Origin of the sequence: Serratia silvae (assembly GCF_023282985.1) — a bacterium.
Taxonomy (GTDB): Bacteria; Pseudomonadota; Gammaproteobacteria; order Enterobacterales; family Enterobacteriaceae; genus Chania; species Chania silvae.
The window spans coordinates 78,355-96,764 of record NZ_JAGQDC010000019.1 but is presented as its reverse complement, the minus strand read 5'-3'; the positions used below and the strand labels follow the sequence as shown (position 1 = coordinate 96,764).

The 18,410-nt window shown below is 53.9% G+C and carries 21 protein-coding genes; 12 read left to right on the top strand and 9 right to left on the bottom strand.

What is annotated here, in order from left to right; all coding sequences use genetic code 11:
* Positions 1 to 44 precede the first annotated feature (44 nt).
* The 3 genes from trpB (at position 45) to KAJ71_RS19830 (ending at position 2,580) form a co-directional block, all read left to right on the top strand.
* Complete coding sequence (gene trpB / locus KAJ71_RS19840; protein WP_248947241.1) at positions 45 to 1,235, top strand: tryptophan synthase subunit beta; 1,191 nt, start codon at positions 45 to 47, stop codon at positions 1,233 to 1,235.
* On the top strand, positions 1,235 to 2,041 hold the full coding sequence (gene trpA, locus KAJ71_RS19835) for a tryptophan synthase subunit alpha (RefSeq protein WP_021806584.1): 807 nt from the start codon (positions 1,235 to 1,237) through the stop codon (positions 2,039 to 2,041). Before trpB ends, trpA begins: the two co-directional genes overlap by 1 nt.
* Positions 2,042 to 2,265: 224 nt before the next feature.
* On the top strand, positions 2,266 to 2,580 hold the full coding sequence (locus KAJ71_RS19830) for a BON domain-containing protein (protein ID WP_021806585.1): 315 nt from the start codon (positions 2,266 to 2,268) through the stop codon (positions 2,578 to 2,580).
* A gap of 47 nt (positions 2,581 to 2,627) precedes the next feature.
* Here the strand turns inward: KAJ71_RS19830 and ompW are convergent, their stop codons facing one another.
* A complete protein-coding gene (gene ompW / locus KAJ71_RS19825; RefSeq protein ID WP_248947240.1) occupies positions 2,628 to 3,269 on the bottom strand; it encodes an outer membrane protein OmpW in 642 nt (213 codons plus the stop codon).
* A gap of 295 nt (positions 3,270 to 3,564) precedes the next feature.
* On the opposite strand from ompW, the gene KAJ71_RS19820 reads away from it, so the two are divergent.
* Together KAJ71_RS19820 and KAJ71_RS19815 are read left to right on the top strand one after the other, a co-directional pair.
* A complete protein-coding gene (locus KAJ71_RS19820; RefSeq protein ID WP_248947239.1) occupies positions 3,565 to 4,005 on the top strand; it encodes a YkgJ family cysteine cluster protein in 441 nt (146 codons plus the stop codon).
* Positions 4,006 to 4,047: 42 nt separating this feature from the next.
* Complete coding sequence (locus tag KAJ71_RS19815) at positions 4,048 to 4,842, top strand: YciC family protein (RefSeq protein ID WP_248947257.1); 795 nt, start codon at positions 4,048 to 4,050, stop codon at positions 4,840 to 4,842.
* A gap of 49 nt (positions 4,843 to 4,891) precedes the next feature.
* On the opposite strand, the gene KAJ71_RS19810 is transcribed toward KAJ71_RS19815, so the two are convergent.
* On the bottom strand, positions 4,892 to 6,595 hold the full coding sequence (locus KAJ71_RS19810; RefSeq protein WP_248947238.1) for a SulP family inorganic anion transporter: 1,704 nt from the start codon (positions 6,593 to 6,595) through the stop codon (positions 4,892 to 4,894).
* Positions 6,596 to 6,817: 222 nt separating this feature from the next.
* Here KAJ71_RS19810 and KAJ71_RS19805 point away from each other — a divergent pair, with 222 nt between their 5' ends.
* Positions 6,818 to 7,357 carry a septation protein A gene (locus KAJ71_RS19805; RefSeq protein WP_248947237.1) on the top strand — a complete coding sequence of 180 codons (540 nt, stop codon included), beginning with the start codon at positions 6,818 to 6,820 and terminating at the stop codon, positions 7,355 to 7,357.
* Positions 7,357 to 7,779 carry an acyl-CoA thioester hydrolase YciA gene (yciA, locus tag KAJ71_RS19800; RefSeq protein ID WP_248947236.1) on the top strand — a complete coding sequence of 141 codons (423 nt, stop codon included), beginning with the start codon at positions 7,357 to 7,359 and terminating at the stop codon, positions 7,777 to 7,779. The genes KAJ71_RS19805 and yciA overlap by 1 nt, the downstream gene beginning before the upstream one ends.
* Positions 7,780 to 7,827: 48 nt before the next feature.
* On the opposite strand, the gene tonB is transcribed toward yciA, so the two are convergent.
* The gene (gene tonB, locus KAJ71_RS19795; protein ID WP_248947235.1) at positions 7,828 to 8,571 is read right to left on the bottom strand and encodes a TonB system transport protein TonB; all 744 of its coding nucleotides are present in this window, start codon (positions 8,569 to 8,571) and stop codon (positions 7,828 to 7,830) included.
* A gap of 319 nt (positions 8,572 to 8,890) precedes the next feature.
* On the opposite strand from tonB, the gene KAJ71_RS19790 reads away from it, so the two are divergent.
* The gene (locus KAJ71_RS19790) at positions 8,891 to 9,187 is read left to right on the top strand and encodes a YciI family protein (RefSeq protein ID WP_248947234.1); all 297 of its coding nucleotides are present in this window, start codon (positions 8,891 to 8,893) and stop codon (positions 9,185 to 9,187) included.
* Positions 9,188 to 9,301: 114 nt separating this feature from the next.
* On the opposite strand, the gene KAJ71_RS19785 is transcribed toward KAJ71_RS19790, so the two are convergent.
* A complete protein-coding gene (locus KAJ71_RS19785) occupies positions 9,302 to 9,859 on the bottom strand; it encodes a TetR/AcrR family transcriptional regulator (RefSeq protein ID WP_248947233.1) in 558 nt (185 codons plus the stop codon).
* 121 nt (positions 9,860 to 9,980) lie between these two features.
* On the opposite strand from KAJ71_RS19785, the gene KAJ71_RS19780 reads away from it, so the two are divergent.
* Positions 9,981 to 11,477, top strand: a complete 1,497-nt coding sequence (locus tag KAJ71_RS19780) for an MFS transporter (protein ID WP_248947232.1) — start codon at positions 9,981 to 9,983, stop codon at positions 11,475 to 11,477.
* 209 nt (positions 11,478 to 11,686) lie between these two features.
* On the top strand, positions 11,687 to 12,178 hold the full coding sequence (locus tag KAJ71_RS19775) for a Dps family protein (protein WP_248947231.1): 492 nt from the start codon (positions 11,687 to 11,689) through the stop codon (positions 12,176 to 12,178).
* Between the two features lie 47 nt (positions 12,179 to 12,225).
* Here KAJ71_RS19775 and KAJ71_RS19770 read toward each other — a convergent pair whose 3' ends face one another.
* Positions 12,226 to 12,402 (bottom strand): YciY family protein, encoded by a 177-nt coding sequence (locus tag KAJ71_RS19770; RefSeq protein ID WP_004945296.1) that lies wholly within the window; start codon positions 12,400 to 12,402, stop codon positions 12,226 to 12,228.
* Positions 12,403 to 12,637: 235 nt separating this feature from the next.
* Here KAJ71_RS19770 and cls point away from each other — a divergent pair, with 235 nt between their 5' ends.
* Positions 12,638 to 14,098 carry a cardiolipin synthase gene (cls, locus tag KAJ71_RS19765; RefSeq protein ID WP_248947230.1) on the top strand — a complete coding sequence of 487 codons (1,461 nt, stop codon included), beginning with the start codon at positions 12,638 to 12,640 and terminating at the stop codon, positions 14,096 to 14,098.
* Positions 14,099 to 14,154: 56 nt separating this feature from the next.
* Positions 14,155 to 14,478, top strand: a complete 324-nt coding sequence (locus tag KAJ71_RS19760) for an HI1450 family dsDNA-mimic protein (RefSeq protein ID WP_021181235.1) — start codon at positions 14,155 to 14,157, stop codon at positions 14,476 to 14,478.
* A gap of 85 nt (positions 14,479 to 14,563) precedes the next feature.
* Here the strand turns inward: KAJ71_RS19760 and oppF are convergent, their stop codons facing one another.
* Genes oppF through oppB form a run of 4 tightly spaced genes read right to left on the bottom strand, consistent with a single transcriptional unit; the run spans position 14,564 to position 18,404 of the window.
* Positions 14,564 to 15,562: a murein tripeptide/oligopeptide ABC transporter ATP binding protein OppF gene (gene oppF / locus KAJ71_RS19755; protein WP_021181234.1), complete on the bottom strand. Its 999-nt coding sequence runs from the start codon at positions 15,560 to 15,562 to the stop codon at positions 14,564 to 14,566.
* Positions 15,559 to 16,551 (bottom strand): ABC transporter ATP-binding protein, encoded by a 993-nt coding sequence (locus tag KAJ71_RS19750; protein WP_248947229.1) that lies wholly within the window; start codon positions 16,549 to 16,551, stop codon positions 15,559 to 15,561. Before KAJ71_RS19750 ends, oppF begins: the two co-directional genes overlap by 4 nt.
* Positions 16,552 to 16,562: 11 nt before the next feature.
* The gene (gene oppC, locus KAJ71_RS19745) at positions 16,563 to 17,468 is read right to left on the bottom strand and encodes an oligopeptide ABC transporter permease OppC (protein ID WP_024528795.1); all 906 of its coding nucleotides are present in this window, start codon (positions 17,466 to 17,468) and stop codon (positions 16,563 to 16,565) included.
* A 15-nt stretch (positions 17,469 to 17,483) separates the two neighbouring features.
* Positions 17,484 to 18,404, bottom strand: coding sequence for an oligopeptide ABC transporter permease OppB (gene oppB / locus KAJ71_RS19740; RefSeq protein WP_021181231.1), 921 nt, complete (start codon positions 18,402 to 18,404; stop codon positions 17,484 to 17,486).
* Positions 18,405 to 18,410: the final 6 nt, after the last annotated feature.

Here is an 18,410-nt window from a genome sequence, read left to right as displayed (position 1 = left end):
TACTGATTGCAAACCTCATTTAACGGATAATAACGGGAAAAATAATGACGCTGCTTAACCCTTACTTCGGCGAATTTGGCGGTCAGTATGTGCCGCAAATTTTGATGCCAGCCCTGAAACAACTGGAAGAGGCCTTCGTCAGCACCCAGCGTGACCCAGAGTTCCAGGCAGAGTTTATCGATCTGCTGAAAAACTATGCGGGCCGCCCAACGGCACTGACGCTGTGCAAAAACCTGACTGCCGGTAGCAAAACCAAGCTCTACCTGAAGCGTGAAGATCTGCTGCACGGCGGTGCCCATAAGACTAACCAGGTATTAGGCCAGGCACTGCTTGCCAAACGCATGGGCAAAACCGAGATCATCGCGGAAACTGGCGCTGGCCAACACGGTGTCGCCTCTGCACTGGCCTGCGCCCTGCTCGGTCTGAAATGCCGTATCTACATGGGTGCCAAGGACATAGAACGCCAGTCACCTAACGTATTCCGTATGCGCCTGATGGGAGCAGAAGTGATCCCAGTGCACAGCGGCTCTTCCACGCTGAAAGATGCCTGCAACGAAGCGCTGCGCGACTGGTCTGGCTCTTACGAAAAGGCCCACTACATGCTGGGCACTGCCGCAGGCCCGCACCCGTTCCCGACCATCGTGCGTGAATTCCAACGCATGATCGGCGAAGAAACCAAAGCTCAGGTGCTGGAGCGTGAAGGCCGTCTGCCGGATGCCGTATTGGCCTGCGTTGGCGGCGGTTCCAACGCTATCGGCATGTTTGCCGACTTTATCGATGATGCCAGCGTTGGCCTGATCGGCGTTGAACCTGCCGGTCTGGGGATCGAAACCGGCCAGCATGGTGCGCCGCTGAAACATGGCAAGGTGGGGATCTACTTCGGGATGAAATCACCGATGATGCAAACCTCTGAAGGCCAGATCGAGGAGTCTTACTCGATTTCTGCCGGTTTGGACTTCCCTTCCGTTGGCCCGCAGCACGCCTATCTCAACAGTATTGGCCGCGCAGAATACGTGTCGATCACTGATGATGAAGCGCTGGAGGCTTTTAAAGAGCTTTCCCGCCACGAAGGGATTATCCCGGCGTTGGAGTCTTCCCATGCCCTCGCGCACGCGTTGAAAATGATCCGTGAAGAGCCGCAGAAAGAGCAGATCCTGGTGGTTAACCTGTCCGGCCGCGGCGACAAAGACATATTTACCGTTCACGACATTCTGAAAGCACGGGGAGAAATCTGATGGAACGTTATCAGCAACTGTTCAAACGGTTGGAAAATAATAAAGAAGGCGCCTTCGTGCCGTTTGTGACCCTTGGCGACCCAAACCCGACGCTATCGTTACAGATCATCGATACGTTGGTGGAGAACGGTGCCGATGCCTTGGAGTTGGGCATTCCCTTCTCCGATCCGTTGGCCGATGGCCCAACCATTCAGAGTGCAGCGCTGCGTGCGTTCGCTTCGGGCGTCACGCCAACGCACTGTTTTGAAATGCTGGCGGCGATCCGTCAGAAGCACCCTGATATTCCGATTGGCCTGCTGATGTACGCCAACCTGGTGTTCCACGGCGGTATTGACGCATTTTATCAGCGCTGTGCGCAGGCCGGTGTGGATTCGGTGTTGATCGCGGACGTGCCTTTCGAAGAGTCCGCACCTTTCCGCGCGGCGGCAACCCGCCACGGCATTGCGCCAATCTATATCTGCCCGCCAAATGCGGATGAAGATTTACTGCGTGAAATCTCATCTCACGGCCGTGGTTACACTTACCTGCTGTCACGCGCTGGAGTGACCGGGACGGAAAGCCGTGCGCAGTTGCCACTGCACCACCTGGTCAATAAGCTGCGTGAGTATCATGCAGCACCACCGCTGCAAGGCTTTGGTATCTCTGAACCTTCGCAGGTCAAGGATGCGTTGCAAGCAGGTGCCGCTGGGGCAATCTCCGGTTCGGCAATTGTTAAAATCATCGAACAGAATCTGGCGCAACCGGCAGAAATGCTGGCTAAGCTTGGCAAGTTTGTCCGTGAAATGAAAGCCGCTACCCGCGTTTAATCCCCCCTATCAATCACCGGATACTGCGAAGGTATCCGGTGATAACACTTTGTTTACCCTCAATCTTGCCTACAGATATTTTTGCAAACAGTTTGAACAAACCCGCATCCTGCCCCACAATCATACTTACCGCTATTTATTCAGTGGTTCAGTGCATACGTTCCCGTTAGCTGATTGAAATCAGCCTGTAGTTTCAACAATAACATTTGCAAGGAGTGTCACTTATGAAGCTATTTAAAACCCTATCGGCGCTGTGCATGGCGGCTATTTTGGCTATGGCAGTTTCTGCCTGTGCTCCAACGGCAAAATCTGAAGGGACTGGCGGCTATATCGACGATACGGTCATCACCACCAAGGTGAAGTCCGCTCTGCTGGCAGATAAGACCATCAAGTCTACCGAAATCAGCGTCGAGACCTTTAAAGGCAAGGTTCAGCTAAGCGGTTTTGTCAGCTCTAGCGCCGATGCCAATCGCGCCGTTCAGGTAACTCGTGGCGTAGCGGGTGTTAAATCGGTCGAAAATGATATGCGCATTAAATAACTGAAGAGGGAGGCGCCCGAACAGCGCCTCCTTTATTGCAGCGTAGCTTAGAAACGGTAGCCCGCACCAAACATAAACACCCACGGATCCAGACGCGTATCAATGCTCTGATGTTGATCACCCGCGTCAAAGCGAACCTTGGTCTCGATGTTCATCCACCAGACCGACATGTTCAGCATCCAGTGCTCATCCAGGTTGTAATCCAGACCCGCCTGCCCTGCAACGCCCCAGGAATCCTTCAGATCCAGATTGCTCAGGCCTGCATTCTTGCCGTTGTCGTTGAACTTCTCATCGAAGAAGGTGGTGTAGTTCACGCCGATGCCCAGGTAAGGACGCAGCTTGTCCTGCTTGTCACCAAAGTAGTACTGCGCCATCAGCGTTGGTGGCAATTGACGAACGGTTGCAATATCCCCGTTGACAGCTGGACCACCGAGAGAAACTTTATGGCGGAACGGCGTAGCGGCCAGTAATTCAACGCCGATATTGTCCGTCACCATGTAACCAAAAGTCAGACCCAACTGGGTGTTGTTATTGGCGTTGAAAGATCCTTGGCCTAAAACGTTGTCCGAACCAGCGTTTGGACGAACCGTTGCAGTACCTGCACGGAACAGGAAATCACCCGCTTGATGCGCGCTTGCTACCATAGGAGCCATCAGAGCCCCTAACACCACCAGAGTTGTCTTTTTCATTATCCATTCCATTTGTGTGGTTTACAGTCCCGATGAATATACCTATTAACAGGTATTTATGATCCCATCGAGATCACATCTTAAGTGTAAAAATTTAAATTCCCACCAAAAACAAAGCTCCCTAAGGTGCTAATAAATCGATAATTGATCTGAATCAATAAACGCATTATGTTGCAAATTTGATGCATGTTTGAATTTCTGTTACCAAAAAAAGTTGCTAAAAAAAAAGCCACTGCGTAATTTCATCATTCCTGTTGGTTTTGGTTGGGCCGGTAAGGAGTCGGTGGCAATCAAGATGAGCGAAATTCAAAATCCCTGCACCAGCTGCGGCGCCTGCTGCGGTTATTTCCGAGTATCATTCTATTGGGCCGAAGCGGAAGATGGCGGCGGCGTGGTTCCTATCTCTTTAACTGAACCCTTGAGTCCCTTTTTGCGCTGTATGCAGGGGACTAACAGCAAGTCCCCGCGCTGCACCTCACTGGTGGGTGAAATTGGCCAGGCGGTTTCATGTTCGATCTATCCCAATCGACCTAGCCCCTGCCATGAATTCGATCAATCCGGGGAAAACGGCCTGCGCAATGAAGCCTGCGATCGGGCCCGTGAACGCTATGGCTTGCCACCCTTACCTGTGCCACTGCCATTATCGCTACCAGAGACCATAATCGCCCAAGAAATCAGCACAGTGCCATTCACGGGGTGCCACAGCGGCGCGGAACAGGGTACAATCGCCCACTGATTTAACTACGTTCCCGACTGCCAAGGAGTCTGCATGCCACGCATGCCAATTACGGCCAACACGTTGTACCGTGACAGTTTTAACTTTTTCCGTAATCAGGTTGCCAGCATTGTGCTGTTGGCACTGCTGACCGCATTCATTTCTGTGCTGCTTAATCAGGCTTTCAGCCCCGATATCGAGCAGTTGAAGATCCTGACCGCGGCGGAAAGTGATTTGGCCTCCACCGCCGGTGCTGGCATGGGGATCCAGGAAATCATTCAGCAAATGACGCCTGAACAGCAGATGGTGCTGTTGAAAGTGTCCGCCGCCGCCACGATTTCCGCTTTAGTGGGTAACGTGCTGTTGGTAGGTGGCATGTTGACGCTGATCCGCCTGGTTTCTGAAGGCCAGCGTACCAGTGCGCTGCGGGCTATCGGGATATCTGCCCCGCTATTGCCGCGTTTGCTGTTGCTGCTGTTTGTCTGCACCTTGCTGACCCAACTTGGCCTGACGCTGTTCGTCGTGCCCGGCGTGATCCTGGCGATCTCGTTCTCATTAGCCCCGGTGATTTCCGTGGCCGATGGGAAAGGCGTCTTCGCTTCGCTGAAGCTGAGCTGTAAGCTGGCCTTTGCTAACGCGCGGGTGATTGTGCCCGCGATGATGCTGTGGCTGGCGGCCAAACTGCTGGTGCTGTTTATGGTCAGCCATTTGTCAGTGTTGACGCCACACGTTGCCAGCGTGGTGCTGACCGCATTGAGCAACCTGGTTTCTGCCCTGCTACTGATTTATCTGTTCCGTCTGTATATGTTACTGCGTGATGACGCGCCAGCTTCAGGCGTGTCGTTAGATAAAAGATAAACCGAGTCAGTTGAAATTTAAGGGCACGCTTTTGGCGTGCCCTTTTTATTTACTGCACCGTGGTTGGTTCGGCCTGTTCCTTACTTTGTATCAGCTTGAGTGCCAGATAGAGGTCGGGCACCAGGATCAGATCCTTATCGCGCCCAACCCGATTGATGCGGAACCAGCGCGTTAACTCAGTGCGCCTTCCGGCCAGCACCAGTTTTACGTTACGCTGTAACAAATCACGTTTTAGCTCATCAATGGCCGCCAGCACGCTGATATCCGCATGGGTAAAGCTGGCCACCGCATCCACCACCACCCAACGCGGCTGGAACGGCGTGCTATCGACCAGATTGAGGATGCGCCGCTTGAAGTAGGCCACGTTAAAATAGGTCAATGGGGAGTTAAAGCGGTACATCATCACGCCCTGCACCGCCTTCACACCGTTATTATTGCCCATTGAGTGGATCATGCCTTCCTCATTCACCCCCAGCAATTGCTCCGTTGGGCGGAATACGGTGCGGAGAAACTGCATCAGACCAAGCAAAACCGCCAAACCAATACCGCTGATCACCCCCACCAGCAGCACGCTGACGAAGGTGAAGGCAGCCAACCGGAATGCTTGGGTATTGCGCTTGCGCAGGATCCAGATGCCACGAATGTCGATCAACGACCAGGCGGCGTACATCAGTACCACGCCCAATCCAGCTACCGGAATAAATTGCAGCGGCGAAGTCAGGAACAGCAGCACAATGCCGATAACGATGGCGGCAATAATTGATACCAGCTGGCTCTTGCCGCCGTTGGCATCATTTACCGCCGTACGCGAATCGGCACCGCTGATGGCAAACCCTTGCGACAGCGCGGAGACAATGTTTACCAGCCCGAGCGCACGAAACTCCGCATCGGCATTAACTTCATAACCATTTTTCGCCGCAAAGCTGCGTGCCGTGAGCATCATGCTGACAAAGCTGACCACCGCCAGGTTGAGCGCCGGTATCACCATGTCACGCAGTAAACCCGGCTGAAAATCCGGCCACTGGACGATGGGCAGCATACCGCTGAAGCCCCCGACGGTAATAATACCGTGCTGCTGCAAATTACCCGCCCAGGTGATGAAGGCGACCAACACGATGGCAAACAACGGCGCTGGCCAGTTAGGCCGCAACTTTTTAACTCCCACCAGCATCGTCAACGTGAGCAATGAGATGCCCATCGTCAGCCAATCGCTATGCAGAATATTGCCAGGCAAGGCATAAATACGCTCGATCAGCTGCGCCGGTGGCGTACCGAATCCCAGCACTTTACCGATCTGATCGACGATGATGGTTACCGCCACGCCGTTCAGCAATCCGCTGAGGATCGGGCGAGAAAGCAGGTCTGCCAATGCCCCGAGCCGGAAGCGGCTAGCCAACAGACACCAAGCTCCCATCATGGCGGTCATCATGATGGTGAGCTGCCAGTGAAGCTCCATACTTCCTGCGGCCAGCGGAGTCACCACGGCGGCGATCACCGCACAGGTTGCCGCATCTGGCCCGACAATCAGCTGCCGTGACGAGCCAAAAATGGCATAGGCGATCATCGGCAAAATACAGGAATAAAGCCCGACTACCGGGCTGACACCGGCCAATTCGGCATAGGCGATCGCCACCGGCAAAGCTACCGCTGCGACCGATAAACCCGCACGAATATCCGGCTTCAACCAACTGCGTTCATATCCTAACAAATGCGTCAAACCAGGCGTCCACGCCCGGAGAGATTTCCAATGCATAGCTATTTTCCATGGTAAATTATGCGGCTATTATTATGCCTAATATGCGCAGTACGCCCAGCGCTTGCAAATAACCGACGGTAATAATCGTAAGTTTATGCAAATTCTGGTGTTTACAGCAGCAATCTACCGGGCGAACACCGATAATCTGCCCTTTAGTGCGATACACAGAACGCGCCAAATCCGGTATAGTCGCCCGATGAACCTATGATGGATTGATTTATGAAGCAGTTTCTTGATTTTTTACCCCTGATTGTCTTTTTTGCATTTTATAAGCTTTACGATATCTACGTCGCTTCGGGTGCCTTGATCGTCGCCACCGCCCTGGCACTGATCTTTACCTGGCTGAAATATCGCAAGGTAGAGAAGATGACACTGATCACCTTTGCCATGGTCGCCATATTCGGCACCTTGACCCTGGTGTTCCACAACGACCTGTTTATCAAATGGAAGGTCACTGCCATCTACACCCTGTTCGCCCTGGCGCTACTGATCAGCCAGCTGATCCTGAAAAAGCCGCTGATCCAGCGCATGTTGGGTAAAGAGCTGACCTTGCCGGACAGCGTCTGGAACAATCTTAACATGGCCTGGGCCCTGTTCTTCCTGGCCTGCGGCTTAGCCAATATCTATGTGGCATTCTGGATGCCGCAGGACGTTTGGGTTAACTTCAAGGTATTTGGCCTGACCGTGCTAACGCTGGTCTTCACCCTGTTGAGCGGTGTCTATATTTACCGTCATATGCCTGAAGAGCAGAAGAAATAATGGCCGAACAACGACCTTTGCCTAACGGTGAGCTGGTGCTGCGCACGCTGGCCATGCCGGCAGATACCAATGCCAACGGCGATATCTTTGGCGGCTGGCTGATGTCGCAAATGGATATTGGCGGTGCGATCCTGGCCAAAGAAATTGCCGAAGGGCGCGTGGTGACCGTGCGAGTAGACGGCATGACCTTTCTCAAGCCGGTCGCCGTAGGTGACGTGGTGTGCTGTTATGCCAACTGTATTCGCAGTGGCCGCAGCTCCATTACCATCAATGTGGAAGTTTGGGTCAAGAAGGTGTCTTCTGCCCCAATCGGCCAGCGCTACCGCGCCACGGAAGCAGTCTTTACCTATGTAGCGGTAGATGACGGCGGCAGCCCTCGTGCCCTGCCAGACGGTAAGATGAACTTCCGCGTTGGCGAGTAAGCCTACGCCAGATAGCAAAAAGGTCGCAAACGCGACCTTTTTTATTGCTTACTCGACCGTTGAACCTTCCATTTTGAAGACGATGGTCTTCGTCAGGTTTTGTGCGATTTTGGCCTCATAGCGCCATTTACGCATTGCCTGCTTCACCTCACGTTCGAACATATTACGCGGCTCCGCAGACAGAATACGCACGTTAGTGACCCGGCCGTCGCTATCGACATCGAACTGAACCTTAACCTTGCCTTCAATCTGCAATGCCTGAGCACGTGGTGGATACATCGGCTTGCCGATGCTCAGGGCTTTCGGCCCCAACTCACGGGAAGTTCCCGGCGCGGGTGCTGATGGTGCCTGTTTAACCGGTGCCTTGTCGATCGACTTGGCTTCGGATTGATTGTCAAACGGCGAAGGTTCACGCGGTTCGATTTTCTTCACTTCGCGTTTGACCGGCTTCTCTACCTTCGGCTTCGGTTTTGGCTTCGGCTTGGGTTTCTCCGGCTCCGGTTTAGGAATGGCTACGGGTACCGGCGGTGGCGGCTCGGGCTCCGGGATCGGTTCTGGCTCAGGCTCTGGTTCTACCTGCGGTTCCGGTTCCGCCGCTGCCGGCGGTGGTTCTGCCAGTGCGGCCATATTCACCATCATGACGCTGATAGGGGCATCTTCCTGCTTCGGCAACTCCAACACTTCGTTGACGGAAGCGTAGAGCAAGGCGGCCACCAGGGCACTGTGCAAACCAACGGAGAGGACAATTGGCACGGAAATTCGGCGAATAAGGAACATTTTGTTTAGCGGCATAATGATTCTGTTTCCTCTGGTGCGCCAAGTTTAAATGCAAATAGCAATCATATTCAATAACGAAAGACAAACTATCGCTTTAATCGGTATCATTAGGCGCTAAAACCAGCAAACTCATAGGGATATTAACTTTTAATTAGCCTTTTATTAGGCTTTGCTCACGGATTGTTAACCAATGTGTTCCAACACTCGTTAATCGCACAACGTGCAGCTATCTTCAGCACAGCAATGTATTTTTGTGTGGATTGGCATTCCCTTGTTAGCGGTTTTGCGCTACCTTGTGATTACCGTTCTATGGCAATGATTTTAAAGGTGAAATATGCTTTATTTGATCTACGCACAAGACGTACCGGGCACGCTGGAACAGCGCCTGGCCGTTCGCCCTGCCCATCTGGCTCGCCTGCAGGCGCTGCGTGATGAAGGCCGGTTGGTGGTCGCTGGCCCTAACCCGGCTATCGATAGCAACGATCCGGGCCAGGCCGGATTTACCGGTTCTACCGTGATCGCCGAGTTCCCTTCGCTGGACGCGGCAAAATCCTGGGCAGCACAAGACCCGTACGTGGACGCTGGCGTATACGGCGAAGTCACGGTGAAACCGTTCAAGCAGGTATTTTAGGCAAAAAAAAGCCAGCACGGAGGTGGCTGGCTAAAGTGGGTTCTTCGAGGGAATATCTTTATTGGTTAAACATACTCGCCGCGCGGAGCAATCGCCATCTATCAGTGTGATAGGTCAATCATTGCGAGCCGTATCGTTAAGAACCCACTTTTGCAGATCGGTAAACATTGCTTCCCATTCCTGCTGAGTAATATCCATAAAGCCGAAGAAGCGCAGCATGAAAGCTCCCTCTGTAGCCAAGAAGGCCAGGCGCGCCTTTCTCCCCGCTTCGGTAGTCAGATCCAAACCTGCTATGCGGCTGCGATACCATTCTCGCGTACTGTCCAGATGTTCTGGCGTCTGAATTAACGTCGCCATTAGTCCAGCGGCCTTGGCGCTGGAAGCCTGATCCGAGCTGCATGTCGCCTGCATATGTGCCTGCACGATGGTCTGCGGATCCGGATCGCTACCCGCGATACTGTCAAAAACCTGCTCATAAACCTTGCCCCAACGGTCAAACATCGCATCGATGAGCGCATCTTTGCTACCAAAGCAGTACTGCACTCCACCCTTGGAGATCCCCATGGCTTTAGCCACCGAATCGATGGTTAACCCTGCCGCACCTTGGGTCGCCACAATCTCTTCCGCGGTATCCAGCACCTTGTCACGATCGATACTCCGTTGACGCCCCATTGAGAAAGCCCCTTTTCAATACGTACGTATGGATTTATATTATAGCAGTATACCATCGGTGCTTCCGGGTGGTTACCGTAAGGTGACGCAGCCGCGTCATCGGTTTACTAGGATACTCTTTATGCACGCCCAAAACCGCTGGCTGATCCTGGCAATGATCTCCAGTGCGCTATTTTTAATCATTACCGATATGACGGTGCTTTACACCGCGTTGCCGCGCCTGACCCAGGCATTGGATGCCACGGCCTCACAAAAGCTGTGGATCGTTAACGCCTACCCGTTGGTAGTTGCTGGCCTGCTACCCGGCGCTGGCATGTTAAGCGACCGTCTTGGCCACAAGAAAATGTTTATCGCCGGTTTGCCGGTCTTTGCCTTTGCCTCACTGTGCGCCGCGTTCTCCCCCAGTGCCGAGCTGCTGATTGCGTCACGGGCTTTCCTGGCCATCGGGGCCGCGATGATGATGCCAGCCACGCTATCCATCGTGCGCCACGTCTTTACCGATGAGCGTGAACGTGCGCTGGCGATTGGCATCTGGGCCGCAGTGGCCTCCGGTGCCGCCGCGCTTGGCCCGGTGGTAGGCGGTGTTCTGCTGTCCTATTTCTGGTGGGGCTCGGTATTTCTGATCAACGTGCCGGTGGTGATGCTGGTCTTGCCGCTGGCGGTATATCTGATCCCTCGTTGCGGTGGAGACAGTCAACGCCCCTGCGATTTTATCAGCTCGCTACAGATCATGTTCGGCCTGGTGGCGTCAATCTATGCGCTGAAAGAGCTGAGCAAACCCGCGTTCTCCCTGAGTGACTTCACCATTGCGGCGGCGATCGGTACGTTGTTCCTGACCCTGTTCGTCCGCCGTCAGCAGCGGGCGCAATACCCCATGATCGATTTCTCACTGTTCCGCAATCGCCTGTTTGCCAGCGGTGTCGGTGTGGCGATCGTTTCAATGATCGCGCTGATCGGGGTCGAACTGGTGTTAAGCCAGCGGTTACAGTTGGTGCTAGGCATGACGCCGCTGCTGGCCGCGTTGTTTATTTTGCCCATTCCGGTGGCCTCTGCTCTGGCAGGCCCGCTAGCCGGGGCTTTGCTTCCACGCTATGGCGAACGCTTCATGTTGGTAGGCGGCTTTATTCTCACCGCCTTAGGCATTGCCGGTGTCGCCCTGTGGTATCAAGGCAACGTCATTATGCAGCTGGTCTGCCTGTTTGTGGTGGGCTTTGGCCTCGGCGGTGCCATTACCGCCGCCTCAACGGCCATTATGCTCAACGCCCCCGAAGACAAGGCGGGCATGGTCGCCGCCATTGAAGATGTCTCATGGGAGTTGGGTGGCGTGCTAGGCGTCACGCTGCTGGGCGGGTTGATGACGGCGGTCTATAGCCACAGCCTGGTATTGCCTGCCAATCTTCCTGCAGGCGATCTCGCTTATGACAGCATTGATGAGGCGTTACGGCTGGCCGGAAACATGGGCGCGGATAGCGCAGAAAGGCTGATCCAGCTGGCCAGGGGTGCCTTTGATCAGGCCTTTATTGCCGTGCTGATCGCGGCAGCGCTGCTGACTACTCTGAGTGCCGGGGTGTTAAAGTTTGCTTTGCGCAAAAAGTCACCGCATTATTTTAATCGCTAACGTTAAGTGGGCGCCGTATGCGGCGCCCACTATTACTTTTGTGGCTTGCTCAAGTAACAACGCTGCGGCTTGAAAGACGACGGGTAAATTGGTTTGAGCGATTGAATTGATGCTTAGTAGCGACTTTAACCTTATGATAGATCCGGTTAACCTGTTTTGTATGGATATCAATCTAGATAATCGAAACAAATCATCAGGAGAAGATTATTATGGCAACGGCAAAAAAAGCGACCAAGACTCATATCGGCCTGGACACCAAACAATCAGCAAAACTCTCTGAAGCACTGAACGCCCTACTGGCTAACTACCAGGTGCTGTACATGAACGTGCGTGGCTACCATTGGAATATTTCCGGCCCGCACTTCTTTGAACTGCACGTCAAGTTTGAAGAAACCTATAATGACCTGCTGACCAAGGTGGATGAACTGGCAGAGCGTATTCTGACTCTGGGTTCACAGCCTCGCCACGCCTTCAGTGACTATCTGAAAACGGCGGATATCAAGGAAGACACCAATGTCACCGACGATAAAGGCACACTGCGCGGTTTGTTGGAAGGCTACGGCATTTTGTTGCAACAACAGCGCGAACTGCTGACGCTGGCCGCAGAGGCCGGTGACGAGGGTACCTCTTCGCTGATGAGCGATTACATTAAAGAGCAGGAAAAACAGGTGTGGATGTTGAACGCCTATCTGGGTAAATAACCCAGATCCAGCAAATAGCAGAACAGCCCATAACGGGCTGTTCTTGTTTACCACTCGTAAGCCACAACGAACAATAAGGCTCGGCGGTGTTGATCATCCAAACGACGGCGGACACGAATGATATGCCGATTGCTGCACGACTGGCGTTCCAGCCAACGGTGCCGGCGCCGCTGGCTCTGCCGTAACATCCTCCAGCGGCCCACTTCATTTCTACTGCGTCTCATTTTACGTTACCCATCAATCCAACCGCGGGCATTATAGCCCTTTCAACGCGCGATCCAAGTCGTCCGTTTACCGTCTTCTTTCTTCCACAGGCGACAAAAAGTACGGTTTTTATTTTCAGCAAGTCCCTTTGGTCAATCATCTTTATGTAACTTAACTACCGAGAAAAGGTTTCACCTTTGTTGTTCTGTGCGTACACTCATTATTGGTGGCTTACCAACGGAAATTTTTGCCTTTATGACAACCTTTTATACCGTAATTAGTTGGCTCTTGGTGTTTGGCTACTGGCTGCTTATCGCCGGGGTCACATTGCGTATTCTGATGAAACGACGCACCGTGCCTTCGGCCATGGCCTGGCTGCTGGTGATCTATATTCTTCCATTGGTAGGTATCGTCGCTTATTTATCCTTTGGCGAACTGCACCTGGGCAAGCGCCGCGCAGAGAGAGCCAAGGCCATGTGGCCCTCAACCGCTCGGTGGTTGAATGAGCTTAAAGGAAGCAGCCGGATTTTTGCTACCGAGTACAGTGAAGTGGCCCGCCCGCTATTTCAGCTTTGCCACCACCGCCAGGGCATTGATGGCGTCAAAGGCAACCAGCTACAGTTGTTGACGACCACCGATTCAACAATGCATGCCCTAGTGCGGGATATCGAACTGGCACGCCATAATATCGAGATGGTGTTTTATATCTGGCAGCCCGGTGGGCTGGTCGATCAGGTCGCCGAATCATTGATGGCAGCCGCGCGCCGTGGCGTACATTGCCGTTTGATGCTGGACTCGGCTGGCAGCGTGCAGTTCTTCCGCAGCCCTTATCCCAGCATGATGCGTAACGCCGGTATTGAAGTGGTTGAGTCACTCAAGGTTAACCTGTTCCGCGTATTCCTGCGGCGTATGGACCTGCGGCAACATCGCAAAGTGGTGCTGATCGACAATTATATCGCCTACACCGGCAGTATGAACATGGTCGATCCACGCTACTTCAAGCAGGATGCCGGGGTTGGTCAATGGATCGACCTGATGGCACGCATGGAAGGCCCGGTGGCAACAACGATGGGTATCGTTTACGCCTGTGACTGGGAGATTGAGACCGGCAAGCGCATTTTACCCCCACCGCCAGACGTAAATATCATGCCGTTTGAGCAGGAAAGCGGCCACACCATCCAGGTTATTGCCTCCGGCCCGGGATTCCCGGAAGAGATGATCCATCAGGCGCTGTTGACAGCGGTCTATTCCGCTCGTGAGCAGTTGATCATGACCACCCCCTACCTCGTGCCAAGCGACGATCTGCTGCACGCCATCTGCACGGCAGCACTGCGTGGCGTTGATGTCAGCATTATCGTCCCACGCCAAAACGACTCAATGATGGTGCGCTGGGCCAGCCGCGCCTTCTTCTCGGAGCTGCTGGAAGCGGGCGTGAAGATTTATCAGTTTGAAGGCGGGCTGTTGCACACCAAGAGCGTGTTGGTCGATGGCCAGCTCAGCCTGGTCGGCACGGTCAATCTGGATATGCGCAGCCTGTGGCTGAACTTTGAGATCACCCTGGTGATTGACGACAGCGGCTTTGGTGCCGATCTGGCCTGTGTGCAAGATGATTACATCGCCCGCTCGCAGCTGTTGGACGCCAAGCAATGGTTAAAGCGCCCGTACTGGCACCGCCTGGTCGAGCGCCTGTTTTACTTTTTCAGCCCGTTGCTGTAAAAGCGGCAACGAGCATGGTTTAATAACCTCAAATCATTTGTTATCAGGATTTTTATATGGACTTGAATAATCGCCTTACCGAAGATGAAACGCTGGAACAAGCCTACGACATCTTCCTGGAGCTGGCTGGCGACAATCTGGATCCCGCGGATATTCTGCTGTTCAATTTACAGTTTGAAGAGCGCGGCGGTGCCGAGCTGTACGATCCGGCAGAAGATTGGCAGGAGCACGTGGATTACGATCTGAACCCAGACTTCTTTGCCGAGGTGGTGATCGGCCTGGCAGACAGCGATGGCGAGCCCATCAACGATGTGTTTGCCCGCGTACTAATCTGCCGCGAGAAAGATAACAAGCTGTGCCACATTTTGTGGAAAGAGTAAGTTAAAACGGGCGCAGCAATATTGCCACTTTTCAGCAATAAAAAAACCTGCCAAATGGCAGGTTTTTTTATTGTTAATCAGCCTATTACAACGGATCAACTTTCAGACACGATACCGCATGACGGAAGCTGCCTTCCAGCAGTGGACGCGTTTTAGCGCATTCTGGCCCCGCAATCGGACAACGGGTGCGGAACACACAGCCCGAAGGCGGGTTGATCGGCGATGGTAGCTCCCCTTCCAGCAGTTGGATCTGCTTTTCCTTCTCCTTGTCAGGATCCGGCACCGGAACCGCCGACATCAGCGCCTTGGTATAAGGATGCTGCGGGTTATGATAGACCTCATCATAGGTTCCCAGCTCCACCGCATGGCCCAGATACATCACCAGCACCCGATCGGAAATGTGTTTAACCACTGCCAGATCGTGGGCGATAAAGATTAGCGATAACCCCATCTCGCGCTGCAACTGCTGCAACAGATTCACCACCTGCGCTTGGATAGACACGTCCAAGGCGGAGACCGGTTCATCACAAATCACCAGTTTCGGCTCCAGGATCAAGGCGCGGGCAATACCGATACGCTGGCACTGCCCGCCGGAGAATTCATGCGGATAACGGTTGATCAGGTTCGGCAACAGGCCCACCTTCAACATCATCGCTTTGACCTTATCCTTCACTTCCTGGCGCGGCATTTTCGGATTGTAGGTACGCAACGGTTCGGCGATGATCTCACCGATGGTCATACGCGGGTTCAGCGAGGCCAGCGGATCCTGGAAAATCATCTGAATATCGCTGCGCGTCTTGCGCCAATCGGCATCGCTCATGCCCAGCAGATCTTTGCCCAACCAGGCAACGCGGCCACTGGTCGCCTTCACCAGGCCGATAATTGCCCGTGCGAAGGTGGATTTCCCGCAGCCTGACTCCCCTACCACCCCTAGCGTTTCGCCTTCAAACAGGCGCACGGTGACACCGTCCACCGCCTTCAACGTTTTAGGTGCCTGCCAGAACCACTGCTTGTCATCATGAATATCGAAGTGAACTTTCAGGTCTGCAACTTCCAGCAGCACTCTTTTATCGGTTGCGGTCATACCAACGCCTCCACCGGCTTGAAACAGGCGCGCAGGCGCCCCTCACCAAACTGCTCCAATGGCGGAGCACTCGCGCACTGCTCCATCGCATGCGGACAACGCGGTTGGAACGGACAACCTTTCGGCAAACGCAACAGGTTCGGCGGGTTGCCAGGGATGGTCATCAACGCTTCACCTTCGGCATCCAATCGCGGCACCGCATTGAGCAAGCCAATGGAATACGGGTGGCTCGGATGATAAAACACATCGCGGGCGCTGCCGTATTCCATGGTGCGGCCAGCGTACATCACCAAGACCTTGTTGCAGATCCCGGCAACAACGCCCAAATCATGGGTGATCATGATGATCGCCGTATTGAATTCACGCTTCAGTTCGTTAAGCAGCGTCATGATCTGTGCCTGCACGGTAACGTCCAGCGCAGTGGTTGGCTCATCGGCAATCAGCAGCTTTGGCCGACACAGCAACGCCATGGCGATCATCACACGCTGGCGCATCCCGCCGGAAAACTCATGCGGATACATACGCATACGCTTACGGGCTTCCGGCATTTTGACCGCATCCAGCATGCGGACCGACTCTTCAAACGCCTCGCTTTTGCTCATTTTTTTATGCAGCATCAGCACTTCCATCAACTGCTCGCCAACCCGCATATAAGGGTTCAACGAGGTCATGGGGTCCTGGAAGATCATCGAGATCTCTTCTGCCCGCAGCTTGTTGAGTTGGCTTTCCGGCAGGTTGAGAATTTCACGGCCGTTGAATTTTGCCGAGCCGCCAATGCGGCCATTGCTGGCCAACAGGCCCATCAACGCAAATGCCGTCTGAGACTTGCCGGAACCCGATTCCCCGACGATGCCCAAGGTTTCACCCGCGCGCAGATCGAAGTTGAGATCGTTCACCGCAGTAACATCGCCGTCTGGCGTACCGAACGTCACACGCAGATCTTTGACGTCCAGCAGCAGCCCGGTTTGTGGTTGAGAATTAATGCTCATGGTTGCACTCCTTAACGATCTTTCGGGTCGAGGGCATCACGCAGGCCATCGCCGATAAAGTTGAAACAAAACAGAGTGATAACCAGGAAACAGGCTGGGAACAGCAGCAACCACGGTGAGACTTCCATCGAGTTGGCACCATCACTCAGCAATGCGCCCCAACTGCTCAACGGCTCCTGAGTACCCAGCCCCAGGAAGCTGAGGAATGATTCAAACAGGATCATGCTCGGCACCAGCAGCGAGGCGTATACCACCACCACACCCAGTACGTTCGGCACGATATGCCGCAGGACGATATTGCGGGTCGACACGCCGCACACCAGCGCCGCTTCGATAAACTCTTTACGTTTAAGGCTAAGCGTCTGCCCGCGCACAATACGCGCCATATCCAGCCACGACACCATACCGATCGCTACAAAGATCAGCAGGATGTTTTGCCCGAAGAAGGTCACCAGCAGGATCACAAAGAACATGAACGGGAAGGAGTTCAAAATCTCCAGCAAACGCATCATCACCGAGTCGATCTTGCCGCCCAGATAGCCAGAAAGTGAACCGTATAAGGTGCCCAATACCACCGCGACCAGCGCAGCAGCCACACCCACCATCAGCGAGATACGCCCACCAATGGCCACGCGCACCAGCAGGTCACGCCCTGATGAGTCGGTACCGAAATAGTGCCCGGACTCCAGGTTAGGCGCGGCAGACATCATTGCCCAATCGGTGTCGTCATAAGCAAACTGCGACAGCCAGGGGGCACAGATCACAAACAGGGTGATCAGCGCTAATACAAACAGGCTGGTCACCGCCGCACGGTTGTGCATAAAGCGGCGGCGAGCGTCCTGCCACAGACTGCGTCCTTCAACTTCCAGCTGTTCGCTGAAATTTTCCAGAGCTTCGCTGTTCTTTTTCGTCAACATCTTGCGTGCTCCAGCTTAGTAACGGATTTTCGGATCGATCACGGCATACAGCACGTCGACGATCGCGTTAAACAGGATGGTCAAGCCGCCGACCAGAATGGTCAGGCTCAACACCAGCGAATAGTCACGGTTCAGTGCACCGTTAACGAACAGCTGGCCAATTCCCGGCAGGCCGTAAATAGTCTCAATCACCATCGAACCGGTGATAATCCCGACAAACGCCGGCCCCATATACGACAACACCGGCAGCAACGCAGGTTTTAACGCGTGGCGCAGAATAATGCGACGCATTGGCAACCCTTTGGCGCGGGCGGTACGGATAAAGTTGGAGTGCAGCACTTCAATCATCGAGCCACGGGTGATACGCGCGATGCTGGCGATATAGGCCAAGGATAGCGCCACCATCGGCAGGATCATGAACTTCAGCGCCCCACCGTTCCAGCCGCCACCGGGCAACCACTTCAAGGTAATGGCGAAAATCAGCACCAGCAACGGGGCCACGACAAAGCTGGGGATCACCACACCGGTCATGGCGAACCCCATCACCGTATAGTCCCACTTGGTGTTCTGATTCAACGCGGCAATAACCCCTGCGCTCACTCCCAGCACCACCGCCAGAACAAAAGCGGCAAAACCCAGTTTGGCTGAAACGGGGAACGAGGCCTTGACCAGGTCATTAACCGAATAATCTTTGTATTTGAACGAAGGGCCAAAGTCGCCTTGCGACAGCTGCACCAAATAGTGCCCGTACTGTTTCCAGATCGGATCATTTAGGTGATATTTGGCTTCAATGTTGGCCAACACTTCGGGTGGCAGCGCGCGCTCACCGGTAAACGGGCTGCCGGGTGCGAGGCGCATCATAAAGAAAGAGATGGTGATAAGGATAAATAGTGTCGGGATCGCCTCTAACAAGCGACGAAATATAAATTTGAGCATTGCCCT

Coding starts and splice junctions, on each gene's coding strand:
- trpB (WP_248947241.1), top strand. CDS start 45: ATGACGCTGCTTAACCCTTACTTCGGCGAATTTGGCGGTCAGTATGTG.
- trpA (WP_021806584.1), top strand. CDS start 1,235: ATGGAACGTTATCAGCAACTGTTCAAACGGTTGGAAAATAATAAAGAA.
- KAJ71_RS19830 (WP_021806585.1), top strand. CDS start 2,266: ATGAAGCTATTTAAAACCCTATCGGCGCTGTGCATGGCGGCTATTTTG.
- ompW (WP_248947240.1), bottom strand. CDS start 3,269: ATGAAAAAGACAACTCTGGTGGTGTTAGGGGCTCTGATGGCTCCTATG.
- KAJ71_RS19820 (WP_248947239.1), top strand. CDS start 3,565: ATGAGCGAAATTCAAAATCCCTGCACCAGCTGCGGCGCCTGCTGCGGT.
- KAJ71_RS19815 (WP_248947257.1), top strand. CDS start 4,048: ATGCCAATTACGGCCAACACGTTGTACCGTGACAGTTTTAACTTTTTC.
- KAJ71_RS19810 (WP_248947238.1), bottom strand. CDS start 6,595: ATGCATTGGAAATCTCTCCGGGCGTGGACGCCTGGTTTGACGCATTTG.
- KAJ71_RS19805 (WP_248947237.1), top strand. CDS start 6,818: ATGAAGCAGTTTCTTGATTTTTTACCCCTGATTGTCTTTTTTGCATTT.
- yciA (WP_248947236.1), top strand. CDS start 7,357: ATGGCCGAACAACGACCTTTGCCTAACGGTGAGCTGGTGCTGCGCACG.
- tonB (WP_248947235.1), bottom strand. CDS start 8,571: ATGCCGCTAAACAAAATGTTCCTTATTCGCCGAATTTCCGTGCCAATT.
- KAJ71_RS19790 (WP_248947234.1), top strand. CDS start 8,891: ATGCTTTATTTGATCTACGCACAAGACGTACCGGGCACGCTGGAACAG.
- KAJ71_RS19785 (WP_248947233.1), bottom strand. CDS start 9,859: ATGGGGCGTCAACGGAGTATCGATCGTGACAAGGTGCTGGATACCGCG.
- KAJ71_RS19780 (WP_248947232.1), top strand. CDS start 9,981: ATGCACGCCCAAAACCGCTGGCTGATCCTGGCAATGATCTCCAGTGCG.
- KAJ71_RS19775 (WP_248947231.1), top strand. CDS start 11,687: ATGGCAACGGCAAAAAAAGCGACCAAGACTCATATCGGCCTGGACACC.
- KAJ71_RS19770 (WP_004945296.1), bottom strand. CDS start 12,402: ATGAGACGCAGTAGAAATGAAGTGGGCCGCTGGAGGATGTTACGGCAG.
- cls (WP_248947230.1), top strand. CDS start 12,638: ATGACAACCTTTTATACCGTAATTAGTTGGCTCTTGGTGTTTGGCTAC.
- KAJ71_RS19760 (WP_021181235.1), top strand. CDS start 14,155: ATGGACTTGAATAATCGCCTTACCGAAGATGAAACGCTGGAACAAGCC.
- oppF (WP_021181234.1), bottom strand. CDS start 15,562: ATGACCGCAACCGATAAAAGAGTGCTGCTGGAAGTTGCAGACCTGAAA.
- KAJ71_RS19750 (WP_248947229.1), bottom strand. CDS start 16,551: ATGAGCATTAATTCTCAACCACAAACCGGGCTGCTGCTGGACGTCAAA.
- oppC (WP_024528795.1), bottom strand. CDS start 17,468: ATGTTGACGAAAAAGAACAGCGAAGCTCTGGAAAATTTCAGCGAACAG.
- oppB (WP_021181231.1), bottom strand. CDS start 18,404: ATGCTCAAATTTATATTTCGTCGCTTGTTAGAGGCGATCCCGACACTA.